This window comes from Stenotrophomonas pavanii (assembly GCF_900101175.1).
Taxonomy (GTDB): Bacteria; Pseudomonadota; Gammaproteobacteria; order Xanthomonadales; family Xanthomonadaceae; genus Stenotrophomonas; species Stenotrophomonas pavanii.
In genome coordinates this window covers 58,919-76,314 of sequence record NZ_FNFQ01000008.1, presented here as the reverse complement: position 1 = coordinate 76,314, position 17,396 = coordinate 58,919, and the positions used below count along the sequence as shown (strand labels likewise).

15 protein-coding genes are annotated in these 17,396 nt (G+C 69.1%); 7 read left to right on the top strand and 8 right to left on the bottom strand.

Going from position 1 to position 17,396, the window contains the following annotated elements; translation table 11 throughout:
* Nucleotides 1–107: 107 nt before the first annotated feature.
* Together rpoD and dtd are read right to left on the bottom strand one after the other, a co-directional pair.
* The gene (gene rpoD / locus BLS66_RS14250) at nucleotides 108–1,961 is read right to left on the bottom strand and encodes an RNA polymerase sigma factor RpoD (RefSeq protein WP_049470997.1); all 1,854 of its coding nucleotides are present in this window, start codon (nucleotides 1,959–1,961) and stop codon (nucleotides 108–110) included.
* Nucleotides 1,962–2,052: 91 nt separating this feature from the next.
* Nucleotides 2,053–2,493 (bottom strand): D-aminoacyl-tRNA deacylase, encoded by a 441-nt coding sequence (dtd, locus tag BLS66_RS14245; protein ID WP_049470994.1) that lies wholly within the window; start codon nucleotides 2,491–2,493, stop codon nucleotides 2,053–2,055.
* A gap of 61 nt (nucleotides 2,494–2,554) precedes the next feature.
* Between dtd and BLS66_RS14240 the strand changes: the two genes are divergently transcribed.
* The 4 genes from BLS66_RS14240 (at nucleotide 2,555) to BLS66_RS14225 (ending at nucleotide 6,796) form a co-directional block, all read left to right on the top strand.
* Complete coding sequence (locus BLS66_RS14240) at nucleotides 2,555–3,475, top strand: lauroyl acyltransferase (protein WP_053461508.1); 921 nt, start codon at nucleotides 2,555–2,557, stop codon at nucleotides 3,473–3,475.
* A 73-nt stretch (nucleotides 3,476–3,548) separates the two neighbouring features.
* Nucleotides 3,549–4,685, top strand: coding sequence for a GTP cyclohydrolase II RibA (gene ribA / locus BLS66_RS14235; RefSeq protein ID WP_074726147.1), 1,137 nt, complete (start codon nucleotides 3,549–3,551; stop codon nucleotides 4,683–4,685).
* A gap of 75 nt (nucleotides 4,686–4,760) precedes the next feature.
* Nucleotides 4,761–5,261 (top strand): PH domain-containing protein, encoded by a 501-nt coding sequence (locus BLS66_RS14230; protein ID WP_049470988.1) that lies wholly within the window; start codon nucleotides 4,761–4,763, stop codon nucleotides 5,259–5,261.
* On the top strand, nucleotides 5,258–6,796 hold the full coding sequence (locus BLS66_RS14225) for a PH domain-containing protein (RefSeq protein WP_074726146.1): 1,539 nt from the start codon (nucleotides 5,258–5,260) through the stop codon (nucleotides 6,794–6,796). The genes BLS66_RS14230 and BLS66_RS14225 overlap by 4 nt, the downstream gene beginning before the upstream one ends.
* A gap of 124 nt (nucleotides 6,797–6,920) precedes the next feature.
* On the opposite strand, the gene BLS66_RS14220 is transcribed toward BLS66_RS14225, so the two are convergent.
* Nucleotides 6,921–7,979 (bottom strand): CDP-glycerol glycerophosphotransferase family protein, encoded by a 1,059-nt coding sequence (locus BLS66_RS14220; protein ID WP_074726145.1) that lies wholly within the window; start codon nucleotides 7,977–7,979, stop codon nucleotides 6,921–6,923.
* On the opposite strand from BLS66_RS14220, the gene BLS66_RS14215 reads away from it, so the two are divergent.
* Nucleotides 7,978–8,784: a glycosyltransferase family 2 protein gene (locus BLS66_RS14215; RefSeq protein ID WP_053461511.1), complete on the top strand. Its 807-nt coding sequence runs from the start codon at nucleotides 7,978–7,980 to the stop codon at nucleotides 8,782–8,784. The two genes, BLS66_RS14220 and BLS66_RS14215, sit on opposite strands and share 2 nt — an antisense overlap.
* Nucleotides 8,785–8,814: 30 nt before the next feature.
* On the opposite strand, the gene BLS66_RS14210 is transcribed toward BLS66_RS14215, so the two are convergent.
* The 5 genes from BLS66_RS14210 to def form a co-directional block, all read right to left on the bottom strand.
* Entirely contained in the window at nucleotides 8,815–10,071 is a 1,257-nt protein-coding gene (locus BLS66_RS14210; RefSeq protein ID WP_074726144.1) for an O-antigen ligase family protein, read from the bottom strand.
* A gap of 152 nt (nucleotides 10,072–10,223) precedes the next feature.
* Nucleotides 10,224–11,933 carry an ArnT family glycosyltransferase gene (locus BLS66_RS14205; RefSeq protein ID WP_057493870.1) on the bottom strand — a complete coding sequence of 570 codons (1,710 nt, stop codon included), beginning with the start codon at nucleotides 11,931–11,933 and terminating at the stop codon, nucleotides 10,224–10,226.
* Between the two features lie 22 nt (nucleotides 11,934–11,955).
* A complete protein-coding gene (gene rsmB / locus BLS66_RS14200; protein WP_074726143.1) occupies nucleotides 11,956–13,287 on the bottom strand; it encodes a 16S rRNA (cytosine(967)-C(5))-methyltransferase RsmB in 1,332 nt (443 codons plus the stop codon).
* A gap of 3 nt (nucleotides 13,288–13,290) precedes the next feature.
* Complete coding sequence (fmt, locus tag BLS66_RS14195; protein WP_074726142.1) at nucleotides 13,291–14,214, bottom strand: methionyl-tRNA formyltransferase; 924 nt, start codon at nucleotides 14,212–14,214, stop codon at nucleotides 13,291–13,293.
* A 120-nt stretch (nucleotides 14,215–14,334) separates the two neighbouring features.
* Complete coding sequence (gene def, locus BLS66_RS14190) at nucleotides 14,335–14,847, bottom strand: peptide deformylase (protein WP_049470976.1); 513 nt, start codon at nucleotides 14,845–14,847, stop codon at nucleotides 14,335–14,337.
* 126 nt (nucleotides 14,848–14,973) lie between these two features.
* Between def and BLS66_RS14185 the strand changes: the two genes are divergently transcribed.
* The gene (locus BLS66_RS14185; RefSeq protein WP_049470975.1) at nucleotides 14,974–16,104 is read left to right on the top strand and encodes a LysM peptidoglycan-binding domain-containing protein; all 1,131 of its coding nucleotides are present in this window, start codon (nucleotides 14,974–14,976) and stop codon (nucleotides 16,102–16,104) included.
* A 153-nt stretch (nucleotides 16,105–16,257) separates the two neighbouring features.
* Nucleotides 16,258–17,385: a DNA-processing protein DprA gene (dprA, locus tag BLS66_RS14180; RefSeq protein ID WP_074726141.1), complete on the top strand. Its 1,128-nt coding sequence runs from the start codon at nucleotides 16,258–16,260 to the stop codon at nucleotides 17,383–17,385.
* The last annotated feature ends 11 nt before the right edge of the window (nucleotides 17,386–17,396 follow it).

Below are 17,396 nucleotides of genomic sequence, written 5' to 3'. Positions count from 1 at the left end.
CACAGTGTAGTGGAGCCTGCGCTCGATCGGCTACCCGGCAGCAGCATCCGGAAAAGAAAAACCCCGCACCAGGCGGGGTTTCTCAACGCTTCAACAACCGCTGGAAATCAATCGATATCCAGGAAGCTGCGCAGCTGCTCCGAGCGGCTCGGGTGACGCAGCTTGCGCAGCGCCTTCGCTTCGATCTGGCGGATGCGCTCGCGGGTCACGTCGAACTGCTTGCCGACCTCTTCCAGCGTGTGGTCGGTATTCATGTCGATGCCGAAGCGCATGCGCAGCACCTTGGCTTCCCTCGGGGTGAGGCCGGCCAGCACGTCGCGCACGGTTTCAGACAGGTTGATGTTGGTGGTGTTCTCGATCGGGGACTCCACGTTGGTGTCCTCGATGAAGTCGCCCAGATGGGAATCCTCGTCGTCGCCGATCGGGGTTTCCATCGAGATCGGCTCCTTGGCGATCTTCATCACCTTGCGGATCTTGTCTTCCGGCATGTCCATTTCCTTGGCCAGCTCCTCCGGCGTAGCCTCGCGGCCGTACTGCTGGAGCATCTGGCGGGAAATGCGGTTCAACTTGTTGATCGTCTCGATCATGTGCACCGGAATACGGATGGTGCGCGCCTGGTCGGCGATCGAGCGGGTGATCGCCTGGCGGATCCACCAGGTGGCGTAGGTCGAGAACTTGTAACCGCGGCGGTATTCGAACTTGTCCACCGCCTTCATCAGGCCGATGTTGCCTTCCTGGATCAGGTCGAGGAACTGCAGGCCACGGTTGGTGTACTTCTTGGCGATCGAGATCACCAGGCGCAGGTTGGCCTCGACCATTTCCTTCTTGGCCTTGCGCGCCTTGGCTTCACCATAGGCCATGGCACGGCTGATTTCCTTCAGCTCTTCCAGGTCCAGCTGGGTCAGCTTCTCGATGTCGATCGTCGCCTGCTGTTCGGCAATGATCTGGTCCTTCACGTCGCGCAGGGCCGACGACCACTTCTGCTTGCGCTTCAGTGCATCTTCCACCCACTCCAGGTTGGTCTGGTTGCCTTCCCAGGAACGGATGAAGTCCTTGCGCGGCATGCGGGCGGTGACGGTGGCCAGGTTCAGCACGCGGCGCTCATGGGCCTTGATCGAGGCCATGGTGTCGCGCAGCTGCTTGGTCAGCACGTCGGTCAGCGGCAGCGGCAGCTTCAGGGTGACGAACACCGCCGACATCTCTTCGCGCAGGCGCGGCAGGTTCTTCTTGTCGCCCTTGGTCGCCGCCTTCTTGAAGGCGTTGAAGGCGTCGCTCAGCGCCTGCATGCGCGCAGCGACTTCCTCCGGATCCGGACCGGTCGGTGCGGCTTCTTCCTCGCCACCCTCGACATCATCGTCCTCGTCTTCGTCGGCTTCGGCATCGGCATCGCTGCTGTCATCGGCAGCGGCCACCGGCGGCGCCGGCTCTTCGTCGACCAGATCGTTGAAGCCGACGATCACTTCGGCCAGACGCTTCTTGCCTTCCTTGTGGGCTTCGTAGTCGTTCAGCAGCGACTCGACCGAAACCGGGAACTGGCCGAGGGCGGCCTGGACCTGCGAAAGGCCTTCCTCGATGCGCTTGGCGATGGCGATTTCGCCTTCGCGGGTCAGCAGCTCGACGGTGCCCATTTCGCGCATGTACATGCGCACCGGGTCGGTGGTACGGCCACCTTCGGTGTCGAGCGCGCTCAGCGCAGCGGCGGCTTCTTCGGCCGCGGTGTCATCGACTTCGCGGTTGCCGGTGTTGCCGTCGTTGAGAAGCAGGGTCTCCACATCCGGCGCAACTTCATGGACATCGATGCCCATGCCGTTGATCATGCCGATGATGTCTTCGATCTGTTCCGGGTCGACCATGTCGTCCGGCAGATGGTCATTGACTTCGGCGTAGGTCAGGTAGCCCTGTTCCAGGCCCTTGCTGATCAGTTGCTTGATTTCGGATTGGGCAGGACGTTCGTTGGCCATGTAGTGCTCGCGCCACCGGCTGGGTAGGAAATAGGGAACGTAGCATTATACCAGCCCGGGGCCCCGCCTGCCGGGCGGTGGTCCCGCAGGCTCAGGGCCGGAGAAGGAAGGTCACAGGACCGTCATTGACCAGGCTGACGACCATATGGGCACCAAACCGGCCCGTTTCCACCCCTGGCGCGTGATTTTCACGACAGATCCCGACAAATCGATTGAACCCGCGTTCAGCCTCGTCCGGCGGCGCGGCGGTGGTGAAGCTGGGCCGCATGCCCGATCGGGTGTCGGCGGCCAGGGTGAACTGGCTGACCAGCAGCAGGCCGCCGCCGGTATCACGTAGCGAGCGGTTCATCTTCCCGGCCTCGTCGGCGAATACCCGGTAGCCCAGCAGGCGCTCGGCCATGCGCTGCAGCTGGGCCTCGCCGTCGCCCGGCTCCATGCCGACCAGGGCCAGCAGGCCGGGCCCGATCTGCCCCACCACCTCCTGGTCGACATGGACGGCGGCCTGGCTGACGCGCTGGATCAGGATGAGCATGGTGGTTTCCGGATGAACAGGGCCGGCCACGATAGCAGCGCCCTTGGCTAAACTGGCGCCGATGAATCCGCACCGCAAAGCCCGGCTGGTCTACCGCGCCACCACCCTGTTCGCCCGCCTGCCCTGGCCGCTGCTGCGGGCGTTCGCGCACGCCCTGGCATGGACATGGGTCCGTCTCAATGCCCGGGAGAGCCGCGTTACCCGGCGCAACCTCGAACTGGCCTACCCGGAGCTGGACGGTCCCGCGCGCGACCGCCTGCACCGCGAGCTGCTGCGCTCGACCGCCCTGCAGGCGATCGAGACCCTGCGCCTGTGGAGCCGGAAGCCGGCCGACAACCTGCGCCTGCACCTGCAGCAGCGCCACGGCGAAGCCCTGTACGACGCAGCCCTGGCCAGCGGCAAGGGCGTGATCGTGGCCGCCCCGCACTTCGGCAACTGGGAGCTGCTGAACCAGTGGCTGGCCTCGCGCGGGCAGATCGCCATCGTCTACAAGCCGCCGGAGGACGAAGCCAGCGACGCCTTCCTGCAGCTGGTGCGCGGCGGCCAGAACGTGCAGCAGGTGCGCGCCGAGGGCCCGGCCGTGCGCCAGTTGTTCAAGGTGCTCAAGGAGGGCGGCGCCACCGGCATCCTGCCCGACCAGCAGCCCAAGGCCGGCGATGGCGTATTCGTGCCGTTCTTCGGCGTGCAGGCGCTGACCATGACCCTGGTCAACCGCCTGGCCGAGCGCACCGGCGCCACCGTGCTGTATGGCTGGTGCGAGCGCATCGGGCCGGACATGGAATTCGCCCTGCACATCGAGCCGACCGACCCGGCCGTGGCCGACCCGGACCCGCAGGTGGCCGCCACCGCGCTCAATGCCGGCATCGAGCGCATCGCCCGTCGCGACCCGGCGCAGTACCAGTGGACCTACAAGCGCTACACGCTGCGGCCCCCGGGCAGCGGCGAGGAAGACCCGTACGCGACCGAAGAACATCCGCATTGACGGCTGTCCGGTCGCCTGCGACCGGCGGCCGCACCACGTTGAATACGACGCCGCTGCCCCCATAGAGACTGCGATGTCCGCCTCCCCCGGTCCTGCCATGACTGCTGCCTCTTCCCTGTTCGGCGATCCCGCCGCGATCCGCTGCGAACGCGCGGTGGCCGAACTGCGTGCCGGTCGCCCGGTGCTGCTCCACGACGGCCAGGACCAGCGCCTGGCCGTGATCGCGCTGGACAGCGCCACGGCCAGCAGCTTCGCCGCGTTCGCCAGTGCTGCACGCCAACGCCATTACCTGTTCCTGACCGCCACCCGCGCCCGCGTGCTCGGCGTGGAGGCTCCGCAAGGCGCACGCCTGCCCCTGGCCGGCGTCGCCTTCGATGCCCTGCCCTCGCTGGGCTACCTGCGCGAACCCGGCCCGATGCCCGAAGACTGGAGTGCCGGCGACGCCTTCGATGCCGGCGCGGTGGAGCTGGCCCGCCTGGGCCTGCTGCTGCCGGCGATGGTGGCGGTGCGCCTGGATGCGGAGGACACGACCTTTGCGGGTGCGGCCGAAGTGGCGTTGTGCGACCTGGCCGAGGGCGCGGCACACGCCGCCCACGATTACGAACTGGTCGCCCGTTCGCCGGTGCCGCTGCGCGATGTCGGCATGACCACCTTCGCGGTGTTCCGCGGGGGCGTGGCCCAGCGCGACCAGGTCGCAATCATCGTCGGCGAACCGGACCTGTCGGCAGTGGTGCCGGTACGCGTGCACTCCTCGTGCCTGACCGGCGACCTGTTCGGTTCACTCAAGTGCGACTGCGGCGACCAGCTGCGGCGTGGCCTGCGCAAGCTGAAGGAACTGGGCGGTGGCGTGCTGCTGTACCTGGACCAGGAAGGCCGCGGCACCGGCATCGCGGCCAAGATGCGCGCCTACGGCTACCAGCACGACGGCCTGGACACCATCGATGCCGATGCGCAGCTGGGCTTCGGCGCCGACGAGCGCCGCTACGGCAGTGCGGTGGCGATGCTGCACGGCCTGGGCATTTCGCGCGTGGCCCTGCTCAGCAACAATCCGACCAAGGCACAGCGCCTGCGCAACGCCGGCATCGAGGTGCTGGACTGCATTCCGGTCACCGGCGAGATCACTGCCGAGAACGAGCACTACCTGCGTACCAAGGCCGATCGTGCAGGCCATCTGCTGGATGTTGACGCGCTGATCCAGGCTGCCCAGTAACGCAGCCGACCTGCTACCGTCTGCGCGGTGCGGCCAGCGCCGCCACCGCCCGCCCTGCCGCCTGACGGAGCCTGCGTGACCGACGTCGCCCCTACCGCCCCACCCACCGATGCCTGGCAGTCGCTGCCGCAACGCGCCGCGCGCCTGGCCGCACTGGAAGGCGCATTCGGCGGCGCGTTCGTGCCGGGCCTGCCACTGGCCGCAGCTGGCTGGTTCTTCGATCTGCCCGGCGGCCTGTGGACCGCTGCGATCGGTCTGCTGGCGGGCATCGCCTTCGGCGCATGGCTCGGCCGCCGGCGACTGACCCGCACCCGCTGGCGGCTGGATGCACAGGGCCTGGGCCTGCGCCGCGACCTGATGTGGCAGCTGGAAACCCGCATTCCGATTTCGCGCGTACAGCACCTGGACCTGCGCAGGGGCCCGTTGGAACGCCGCGCCGGCCTGGCCACGCTGATCGTGCACACCGCCGGTACCCGCATGAGCGCGGTGACTGTCAGCGGCCTGGATGAAGTCGATGCCGAACGCCTGCGCGACACGCTTTCGCACCAGCTGGACCAGGACGCCGACGCCCTGTGAGCCTGCCACCGCCCCTGCCCGCATCGCTGCCTGGCGGTGGCGAAGACCATCGCCTGCACCCGTGGTCGTGGCTGTTCGTGCTGCTGATGCAACTGCGCCACTACTTCCTGCCACTGGTGGCACTGCTGGTGTTCGGCCAGCGCGGCGACCGCGATCCGATGTGGGCACAGCTGATCCCGTTGTCGGCGATTGCCGCGCTGGTGCTGGTCTCGGTACTGCAGTACCTCAGCTACCGCTACCGCATCGGCAGCGACGCGATCACCGTGCGCAGCGGACTGCTGGCGCGCAACCGCCGCGAGATCCCGTTCGCCCGCATCCACAACGTGGAAGTGCGGCAGAACCCGCTGCACCGGCTGTTCGGCGTGGCCGAGCTGCGCCTGGAGTCGGCTGGCGGCGTGCGTCCGGAAGCGGAAATGCGGGTGCTGAAGCTGGACCAGGCGCTGGCGCTGGAACGTCTCGTGCGCCAGCGTGGGCAGGCACCGCAGGCCGCCGACGCTGTCGCCACGCCTGCGGACACCGCGGCCGGCACCGAACACGTCCTGCTGCGCCTGTCGGGCTGGGACGTGGTGCGCATGGGCCTGCTTTCCAACCGCGGCTGGGCGCTGGCGGTCGCCGCCTTCGGCGTGCTGTTCCAGACCGTGCCGCGCCCGGTGATGGACGCGGCCATCCAGCGTGGCGGCCGCGAGGCATTCGGTTATGCCAGCCACCTGCACCCCGGCGTGGCCGGCGCTTTCCTGCTGCTGGCAGCGGCCCTGCTGCTGGGCTGGCTGGGGCTGCGCCTGCTGTCGGTGGTGCTGACGCTGCTGCGCTATCACGGCTTCACCCTCAGCGAGCAGGATCGCCGGCTGACCGTCTCGGCCGGCCTGCTCAGCCGCACCCGCAGCAGTGTTGCGCGACGCCGCATCCAGGCCTGGACACTGCGCGAAACCACCCTGCATCGCTGGTTCGGACTGCGCCAGCTGCGCATCGACAGCGCCGCCGGCGGTCCCTCGCGCGACGAGGATCGCGCCCTGCGCGAGCTGGCGCCGTTGGCCCCCCGCGAGCACTGCACGCAGCTGGTGCGGCACCTGCTGCCCCGGCTGCAGTGGCCGCCCGCGCAGTGGCAGTCCATCCCGCAGCGTGGATGGTGGCGGCTGTGCCTGGGCGCACTGATGCTGGTCCCCCTGCTGGCTGTCGCGGGCTATTGGCGCTGGGGAACATGGGGCCTGCTAGTGCTGGCCTGGCTGCCGGTGGCGCTGCTGGTCGCGCACCGGCAGATGGCGCGCATGGGCTGGTACCTGGATGACCACTACGTAGCCGTGCGCGGCGGCTGGTGGAAGCGCTGGTGGCGCTGGGCCGAACTGGACAAGGTGCAGGGCCTGCGCCTGCGGCGCTCACCGCTGGACAAGCTGCTGGGTACCAGCAGCCTGCAACTGGATACCGCCGGCGCGCATGGCGATGTGGCGCTCACCCTGCACTACCTGCCGCGGGCGCAGGCGCACCAGGTGATGGAGCAGCTGGCCGCAGCGCTGGCGCGGCGCACGCTGCGCTGGTAAGCAATACAGGCAGTGCCGGCCGCTGGCCGGCAACCGCAGACATTGCCGAGGTTGCCGGCCAGCGGCCGGCCCTACCGCGAGCGGAGTCGTGCATCCACGCATGGCGTGGATCCGCATCAACCCATCAGCGCTGCGACGGCCCCCAATAGCCCAGGTCCTTGCGGATCTGCAGGTCGCGCACCCAGCTGCCGAACGGCTTGCGTCGCAACGCGCCCATTTCACCGGACAGGAAATCCTCGGTGGCCGCGATCACCCGTTCGCTGGACAGGCCGTCACGGTAGGGGTGGATGGCGTCGGCATAGCGCACGATCTCCACCTGCAGCGCTGCGTCCGGATGCAGCGCGCGCTGCAGCATCGCCGGCAGCTGCAGCGGGTCGTCGAAGTCGATCATGTGCGGCTTGGGCACGCGGTTGCGGAAGGTCACCACCGGCTTGTGCTGGACGATGAACTCCGAAACGATCGACGAGGTATCCGACACCAGCACATCGGCAGCGCGCTGTGCGGCCATCACCTGTTCCGGCTCGATGAAGCGCGCATGGGCACCGGCCAGCGCGCGGTAGCGTTCGAACAGGTCCGGTGGGCACTTCGGGTGCAGTGTCAGCAGCCAGTAGCGCTCACCGGCCGCGATGTCGGCCGCGATCTCCGCATGCAGGTGCGGGGCGGCACTCAGGCGCTCGGTGAACGTCGAACCGAACAGGATCACCGGGCGCCCGCCCGCTGCTGCGCGCAGCGCGGCGCTCTCGCCACCGTCGTCGCGGAAAAGCGGATCCAGCTTCGGCCAGCCGGTCTCGGCCACGGCGAAGTGGCCCTGCTGGGCCGCGATCTCACGGAACGGCGCGGTGGTGGCCGGGCCCTGCGTGCAGTACAGGTCGAACATCCCGCGCACCCGGAAGTGGCCGCGCGCACTGTCGCGCTTCTCCACGTTGAAGCCATGGAACAACTGCACCTTGGCCCCGGACAGGAAGGTCGGCACCCAGTTGGCGGCGCTGAACACCGCACGCGGCCGCATCGCCAGCGCCTGTTTCAGGCCGATGCTGGGCACCCCTGGCAGCTGGCTGCCGGCCGCGCCGTCCTCGAACCAGGCCGCGACCTCCTGCCCGGAGGCGTGCAAGGCCTGCGCCAACGGGGCGAGAATAGGCAGCGCATAGCGCTCCGTCGCAAACAACAGGTACCCGGCCATCATGTCCTCCACGACCGCTCCCATCGAACGGCCTCGCATCTCGGCCTGCATTATCGCGTTCAACGAGGCGGGCCGCATCGGCGACTGCCTGGCCTCGCTGGCCTTCTGCGATGAGATCGTCGTCGTCGACTCGTACTCCACCGATGCCACCGTGGCCATCGCCGAGGCCGCGGGCGCCCGGGTGCTGCAGCGCCCGTTCGACGGCTTCCGCAGCCAGAAGGACTACTGCGTCGGGCAGGCCCGCCACGACTGGGTGTTGTGCCTGGACGCCGATGAGCGGATCAGCCCGGAGCTGCGTGCGGCCATCGAACAGGCCCGTGAAGGGGGCTTCGCCGGTCATGCCGGCTACCGCTTCGCGCGCCTGTCGGAGTACTTCGGCAGGTTCCTGCGCCATGGCAACGCCTACCCGGACCGGGTGATGCGCCTGTTCGACCGCCGCCGCGGCGGCTGGCGCGGCAAGCGCGAGATCCACGAGGCAGCCAGCGTCGATGGCAGCGTCGGCACCCTGCGCGGCGACCTGATCCACTATCCCTACCGCTCCTTGCAGCAGCAGCTGGCCAAGACCGAGAAGTACGCACGGATGATGGCCGAGCACGAATTCGCGCGCGGCAAACGGGCCACGCTGGGCAAGCTGGTGCTGGCGCCGGCCTGGCGGTTCTGGCGCGGCTTCCTGTTCCGTGGCGGCTTCCGCGACGGCTGGCACGGCCTGGTCTACGCCTATGTGCGCGCCAACTACGTGCGCCAGAAGACCATCATGCTGTGGATGCTGGGCAACGGCCAGGCCGTGGCTGACCCGCCGAACCCCTGATCGCCCGGCCCTGTGCGGGGCGCCGCTGGATCACGTCCCGCTGATTGCCCGGTGGCGCGCGCCCTCGACGATCGACAGGCCGGTCAGCAGGCCGACCAGGGTCACGTAGAAACTGGCGGTCATCTGGTGCGCGAACATCGACTGGGTCAGGCCGCACAGTGCGTAGGTGATCACCAGCATGATGCCGGCGGCCGCCGGGCCCCGGAAGGTCGATCGTCCACTGCGGCGATGCAGGCGCACGAACAGCCAGAGCGGGATGCCATACACCGCCAGCAACAGCAGCAGGCCAGGTGCGCCCTGGGTCGCTGCCCATTCGGCGACATCGTTGTGTGCATGCCCCAGGTGGCAACGCAACTCTTCCGGGTTATCGCGGCAGACCGGCACGCGCAGCATCGCGCTGTCGAAATGACCGATGCCCACCCCCACCAGCGGATGGTCGAGGAAAGTCTGCCAGGCCACCTGCAGGCGCTCCACGCGGGCCCCGGCGGACGAGTCGCTGTCGCCCAGTTCCATCCGCTGCACGTCACTGTGCAGCTCGCTCAGGCGGACCTGGTGGCGCAGTTCCGGTACCGACAGCAGCAGGGTCGCACCGATCGCCAGCATGCCGGCCAGCACCGACAGGCGCGCCGCGCCGGTGCGCCAGCGCAGGCTCAGCGCAAGCACCACCAGCAGTGCCAGCAGGGCGGCAAACACGCCGCGGCTGCCAGTCAGCACGATGGTGCCGCAGCCAGCGGCCATGCCAAGGATCACCAGCGACCAGCGCCGCGACGGGCGGCAGAACACCAGCAGCACCATCAGCACCATCACGATGTCGGCCAGCACGATGGCGTTGGTGAACAGGTCCGCGCGCGGGGCGCCGCCCAGCACCTGCCACAGCGACATCACGAAGGTGGCGAGCAGGCCGGTCAACGCGCCGTACCAGAGCCAGCGCAGGTTGGGACGCAGCGCGCACACCCACAGCGCGATCCACGGGATCACCACGAACCGCGATCGGTTGTCGACGTCACGCAGGCCCTGCTCGAACAGCAGCACCGACAGCAGGCCGAGCGCCAGCACCGCCAGCATCAGCCAGGCCAGCACTTTCACCGGTTGGCCCGCCATGCCGCGCGCGCGCCACAGCAGCTCCGGCGCCAGCAGGGTGCTGAGCAGCAGCAGCAGGCCGTACGGCAACAGGTTGATCGGCACGGTCAGCACCAGGGCCGGCAGGCAGAACAGGCCCAGCTGGGCCAGGCCGTGGGCCACCCCGTGACGCCCGCCGGCGGGAACGCCCAGCGGATCGCCGGCCATGAGGTTCAGGTTGTCCGGTGAAGCTGGCACGTCGGGAAGTATCGCTGCAATCGGCTGGAAGAACGGGAACGGCCGATGCAGGCCATCCCGGCCTGCTGTTTTACTGCCTTTGGCCACGCTTGGGCAGACTGGACAAGCAGGAAGGGGGCGGGCTAGTCATGTTCCTGCAGACGCCGTTCACGTTCCCGCTCCTCCGCGGTGACCACGCAGGGCACCTTCACCGCCGCTGCCGGCACCAGCCACCAGCGCCGGCGGTTGGCCACGCCAGCCAGTTCGGAGCGGTTGCGGTCGATGCACGACAGCATCGCGTATTCATGGACCAGCAGCCAACGGCGATCGGGCGCCAGCCGCTGCCAGCGCGTGGCCGCCAGGAGCTGCTCGTCCCAATCGGTCTCGAAACCGAAGGTCGCCGCAGGGCGATCGGCCAGCAGCAGATGCTGTTCCTTCCAGGCCACCAGTCCCAGCTCGGCATCGGGGGCCAGGCGCGCGCCGACCGTGCGCATCAGGCCGCGGGCGGAACTGGAATCGTTCAGCAACGGGTAGCCGACCAGGCTGTACAGCACCCAGACCATCGCCAGGGTCGATACCAGCGCATGCTGCCGGCGGCGGCCACAGGCCAGCAGGCTCAGGCCGCCCCACAGGCCCATCGCCAGGATCGTCCAGGCCAGTGCATTGACCGCCCCGGGTGCCAGCCCGCGGCTATGGGTCAGGCGCAGCTCGAAGGCCGGGTCGCCCACCACCGCCATCGCGCCGGCCACGGCCAGGCCCAGTGACAGCAGGCCGGTGAACAGCCCCACCACGGCCTGCACATCGCGCCGCTTCAGCAGCCCCGGCAGCAACGGCGCCAGCGCCAGGCAGAACATCGGCAGCGCCGGCAGGATGTAGACATCGCGCTTGCCATCGGGGATCGAGAAGAACAGCACCACCATCAGCCACCAGGCCAGCGGCAGCAGATAGCGCGCGTCGCGGCGGCGCAGCCGGCGGCGCCAGGCCGGAATCGCCCAGGGCAGCGCCAGGAAGGCCGGGATCCACATCAGCGGCATCGTCGCCAGGAAGTACCAGCCGGGCTGGTGGTGGTCCCACGAATGCGTATAGCGCCGCGCCGTCTGTTGGAACAGGATGTCGTCCATGTACGCGCGGTATTCGTCCGAGCCGGTGGCAAAGCCGGCCAGCAGCATCGGCGCCAGCCACAGCGATACCGCCAGCAGGAACGCCAGCGGCGCCAGCCAGAAGCGCACGTCGCGCGCATGCAGGCTTACCCGGGGCCACTGCAGCGCCGCGGCGATCGCCGCTGGCACGATCATCAGCAGCGCCAGCATGCCCACGCCCTTGGTGATCACGCCGATGCCGGCGAAGAACCAGCCCAGCCACCACCAGCGCCACGCCGGCCCCAGCAGCAGGTGGCGCAGCAGGCCATAGTTGGCCAGGGTGATGAACAGCAGCAGCAGGGGATCGATCTGCGCCTTCTTCGCCTGGAAGGTGAACTGCAGCGCGAACAGCAGCGCCCAGCCGGCATACAGCCCCACCCGCCGCGTCCACAGGCGCCGGCCCAGATCGACCACGCACCACAGCGTGCCCAGTGCCGCCAGCAGCGACGGCAGCAGGAACGCCACGCGCCACTGCCCGACCAGCCCATACAGCGTGGCCTGCCACCACATCAGCATCGGCGGCTTGTCCGAGTACAGCTCGGTGCCGCGGTGCGGGAACAGCCAGTGGCCGCTGTCGATCATCTGCTTGGCCACCAGCGCGAAGCGCGGTTCGTCCGATGGCCACGGATCACGAAGGCCCAGCCCGGCCCCCAGCACCAGCAGGGCCATCACCACCAACAACCACGTCTCGCGCGATGCGCGGGATCTCAGCATGGGACTCGCAACGTCAGCAGGGTCAGGCTGTTTTTAGCAGACGCGCGTAAAAGAATCCGTCAGCATCGCTGTCACCGGGCAGTCGCTGGCGCGCAATGCCTTCGCAGTCCAGGCCGAATCTGTCATCCAGCGGCTCTGCCACCGCGTCCGGATGCCATTTCAGGAAGGCCCTTACCTGATCGATGTTCTCGGCACGCAGGATCGAGCAGGTGGCGTACAGCAGCACGCCGCCCGGGCGCAGCATCGACCAGCAGGCCTCCAGCAGGCGGGCCTGCACGCCGACCAGCGCATCGATGTCCTCGGCGCGGCGATGGAACATCACGTCCGGCTGGCGACGGATCACGCCGGTGGCCGAACACGGAGCATCCAGCAGGATCGCGTCGAACGGCGTGCCATCCCACCAGGCACCGGGGTCGCTTGCATCGGCCACCCGGGTCTGCGCGCCTTCGCCCACGCCGGTGCGGGTGTAGGTGTCGCGCGCACGCGCGAGGCGGCGCGCGTCGATATCCAGCGCCAGCAGGCGCAGGCCCGGGTCACGTTCCAGCAGGTGCGCCGACTTGCCACCGGGCGCCGCGCAGGCATCCAGCACGCGGGCGCCGGCCGCCGGCGCCAGTGCGTCGGCGGCACATTGCGCCGACAGGTCCTGCACCGACAACGCACCGTCCGCGAATCCCGGCAGCTGGTTCACCGCGATGGGCGCCGCCAGGCGCAGCGCGTCGGCGCTGAGCGGGCTGGCTTCGGCGGCAATGCCGGCCTCGGCCAGCGTGGCCAGCCCCTTGTCACGGCCCCCCTGCTGGCGGTTGGCACGCAGCCACAGCGGCGCCGGCTGCAGGCTGGCAGCAAAGATCGCCTCGGCCTGCGCCGGCCAGTCACGCTCGATGGCATCGGCCAACCACGCCGGGAAGGCGTCACGCGCAGGCTGCTCCGGGAAACCCTCGCGCTGCGCGCGGCGCAGGATCGCGTTGACCAGCCCGGCCTGGCGCTCACGGCCCAGCGCGCGGGCGGCGTCGACCGTGGCCGACAGGGCCGCATGCGCCGGCAGTTCCAGCACGTCCAGCTGCGCGAAGCCCACCATCAGCAGCGTGCGCAGGTCGGCGTCGCGCGCCGACAGCGGCTTCTGCATCCACGACTGCAGGGCCGCGTCATAGGTACTGCGGCGGCGCAGGACCGCAAAGCACAGCGCTTCCAGCAGGGCGCGATCGCGGCTGTCGGCCAGCTTGGGCAGGGCCCAGGCCAGTTCCGCCTTCAGCGAGCGGCCACGGGTGAACACCTGCGCCAGTACGCGTGCGGCCAGCATGCGGGTGGCCGCGCCCGGCGCCGCCTTGGCGACGGAGAAATCATTCTGCTTCGACACCGCTTATGCCCCCACGTGCAGGTCGCGGCGTGCATTGAGGTAGTCAGCGGCGGTGATCGCCTTGCCGCCTTCGCGCTGCAGCGTGCGCAGGCGCAGCACGCCCTGGCCGCAGGCAATGTCGATGCCGTCGCGGCTGGCCGCCAGCACGGTACCCGGCGCCTGGCCATGGGCCACGTCCAGCGCCACCGCGCCATGGATGCGCACGCGCTCGCCGGCCAGCGTGGCCTCGGCGATCGGCCACGGGTTGAAGGCACGCACGGTACGCGCCAGTGCATCGGCGTCCTGCGCCCAGTCCAGCCGGGCTTCGGCCTTGTCCAGCTTGTGCGCGTAGGTCACGCCCTGCTCCGGCTGCGGCCGCGCGATCGGCTTGATGCCGGCACGCAGCAGGCCCAGGCCATCAGACAGCACCTGTGCACCCAGTTCGGCCAGCTTGTCATGCAGCTGGCCACCGGTATCGGTCGCCGTGATCGGCAACGGCTGGTGCAGCAGCACCGGGCCGGTGTCGAGCCCTGCCTCCATCTGCATCAGGCACACGCCGGTCGTGGGGTCACCGGCCTGGATCGCGCGCTGGATCGGCGCGGCACCACGCCAGCGCGGCAGCAACGACGCATGCACGTTCCAGCAGCCGTGGGTCGGGATCGCCAGCACGGCCCTGGGCAGGATCAGGCCGTAGGCGACCACCACCATCAGGTCCGGCTGCAGGTCACGCAGCTGCTGCTGGGCAGCCGGGTCCTTCAGCGATTCGGGCTGGTAGACCGGAATGCCGCGGGCCACGGCCTCGAGCTTGACCGGCGACGGCGCCAGGCCACGGCCACGGCCGGCCGGGCGGTCAGGCTGGGTATAGACGGCCACGACCTCGTGGTGGCGCGCCGCAGCGCGCAGCGACGACACCGCGAATTCCGGCGTACCGGCAAAGACAATCCTCATGGCTACCCCACTTGCAGGATGGATTCGTGCAGGAAAGAAAACGGCGCCGTCGGCCGGCGCCGTAGAGCCCGCGCGCGTCGCGCAGGCACGGGCCACCCGAAGGGCGGCCCGGATCGGCGATCACGCCACGTGCTTGCGCTGCTTGGCCAGCTTCTTGCGCACCATCTCGCGCTTGAGCGGCGACAGATAGTCGATGAACAGCTTGCCGTCCAGGTGGTCCATCTCGTGCTGGATGCACGTCGCCAGGACTTCACCCGCCTCCAGCTGCTGTTCCTGGCCGTTGCGGTCCAGGTACTTCACGGTGATGGTGTCGGCACGGGTCACGTCGGCGAAGATGCCCGGCACCGACAGGCAGCCTTCCTGGTACACCCGGCCTCCTTCCTTGGCGACGATTTCCGGGTTGATGAACACATGCGGTTCATTCTTTTCTTCGCTGACGTCGATGACCATGAAGCGCTTGTGCACGTCCACCTGGGTGGCGGCCAGGCCGATGCCGGGCGCGTCGTACATGGTCTGGAACATGTTGTCGATCAGTTCCTGGAAGGCCGGCGTGGTGACTTCGGCGGCTTCGATCAACGCAGCCTTGGTACGCAGGCGCGGATCGGGGAACTCGAGAATGGGGAGAAGGGCCATGGCTGTTTCCGGGTAGGGGGCCGGCACGCCGGCATACGTCGCAGATTCTAGCTCCAACGCTTGCCTTGCGCCCCGGTTTCTGGACTATAGTGCGTGGACCTGTTGGGGAATCAGGGCTTCACACCTATGTTGCTTCGTTTTCGTACGGTCGTCGCCGCGGCGATGCTGACCGTGGCTGCCTATGCTACCGCCGTGGAAGTGAATGGCGGGCACCCGGACACCTATGTGGTCCGAAAAGGGGATACGTTGTGGGATATCGCTGCGCGTTTCCTGCAGAAGCCTTGGCTGTGGCCGGAGATCTGGCAAGCCAATCCGCAGATCGCCAACCCGCACCTGATCTATCCCGGTGACGTGCTGAGCCTGGCCTACCTGGACCGGGTGACCGTGTCCCAGGCCGGTCCGCGCCAGGAGGCCCCGATCGACGCCATTCCGCTGGCCCAGGTCGAGCCGTTCCTGAAGCAGCTGAGCGTCGTCGACAGCGTCAAGCAGCTGCCCTACGTGGTCGGGCTGGAGGACAGCCGCCTGCGCGCTGCGGGCGGTGACACCGTCTACGTGCGCCTGGCCGATGCCCAGGTGGGCCAGCGCTGGGCCGTGGTACGCCCGACCGTGCGCTACGCCCAGCCCAAGCCGACCGAGGACCTGACCGCCAATGGCGACGTCACCCCGGGCAGCGGCAACCTGTGGAAGGCCTACAACGCGCCCAACGCGCGCCGTGGCGTGCTCGGCTACGAGCTGGCCCAGGTCGCCACCGGCACCATCACCCGGATCGCCGGCGGCCAGGTCGAGGCCTCCACGCTGGTGCTGGACAAGAACGTCGGCGGCCGCGAAGTGCGCGCCGGCGACCGCCTGGTGCCGATCGAGGCGCGGCCGTACGACCTGCAGTTCGTGCCCCACGTGCCCGCTGCCGGCGTCGAGGGCGTGGACGTGCGCGTGCTGGCCGTCACCGACATGTTCAACGCCGGTGGCCCGCGCGACGTGATCGCGATCTCGGCCGGCCGGGCCCAGGGCGTGGACAACGGCACCGTGTTCTCGCTGTGGCGCCCGGGCCGCCATGTGGCGCACCGCATGAAGTACCCGACCTCCTCGCGCATGGACGATTCGCTCAGCACCGGCGCCGGCCGGGTCTCGCTGCCGGACGAATATGCCGCGCATGCGATGGTGTTCCGTACCTTCGACAACGTCAGCTATGCGCTGGTGATGCAGGGCGTGAAGCCGGTGCAGGTGGGTTACAACGCGCTGCACCCGGACGCAAAGTAGAGTCGGTTGCTTTTCGTCCAGATGCTCGAGAACGCCCGCGCTGTGCGCGATGCTCGACTGACAGTCGACCCTGCAGGGCGCTCCGGCAAACCCTGACGGTCACATGCGAAGGCGCCCTAGGGCGCCTTCGTTGTATCCGGCCGATAGTAGGGGATGACCACGCATGCATATGAGGCGCTGCTGCGCCTGTTGATGGCGGGAGGCGCACTGGCGCCACGACGGGCCCTGCTGCAGGCCGCGGGCGATGCACAGGCCGCCATCGCGCAGGGCAGCGCGAACTGGCGCGCGCACGGCTGCACGCCGGAGCAATGCGCCGCACTGGAACGTCCTGACCGCCGGGCCTGGGCAGCCACCCTGCGCTGGCTGGAACAGGACAACCATGACCTGCTGCCCTGCACCGATCCGGCCTTTCCGCCATCGCTGCTGGAGGTGCCCAACCCGCCGCTGGCGCTGTTCGTCGCCGGTGATCCCTGCCTGGCCTGGCGCCCCTCGGTGGCGCTGGTCGGCAGCCGTTCCCCCACCCCGGGCGGGCGCGCACTGGCCGCGCGTTTTGCGGGCTGTTTCGTCGAGGCCGGCCTGGCCGTGACCAGTGGCCTGGCCGCAGGCATCGATGCGGCCGCGCACCAGGCCACGCTGGACGCCGGTGGCTGCACCGTGGCGGTGATCGGCACCGGCCCTGACCGCGCCTATCCGGACAGCCACGCCCGGCTGCAGGCGCGCATCGCCGCCGAAGGCGCGGTGCTCAGCGAATACCTGCCCGGCACGGCCGCCCGCCCCGGCCACTTCCCTGCACGCAACCGGCTGGTGGCCGGGCTGGCGCTGGTGACCGTGGTGGTCGAGGCCGCCCAGCGCTCGGGTGCGCTGATCACCGCGCGGCTGGCCGCCGAGGCAGGCCGCGAGGTCTGCGCACTGCCCGGATCGGTGCTGAACCCGCGCGCGGCGGGCTGCCACCGCCTGATCCGTGAAGGCGCCGCGCTGGTCGAGCGCCCCGAGGACGTCCTGGAACTGCTGGCGCCCGCCCTCCGCCAGCAGCTGCCGGGCTTGCAATCGCGCCTGGCCACCCCCACTGAACAGGCACCGCCGGCGCTCCTGCCGGCGCGCTGGGCCGACGACCCTGACTACCAGTGCTTGTGGCGGGCGCTGGACCACAACCCAAGCGGTATGGATTCACTGATCACGCGTTGTGGATTGACGGCGTCACAGGTGTCCTCCATGCTGCTGGCCATGGAACTGGCGGGAATCGTGGTGTGCGTACACGGCCGCTACTGTCGAACTCCCTAGTTTCTTCACCT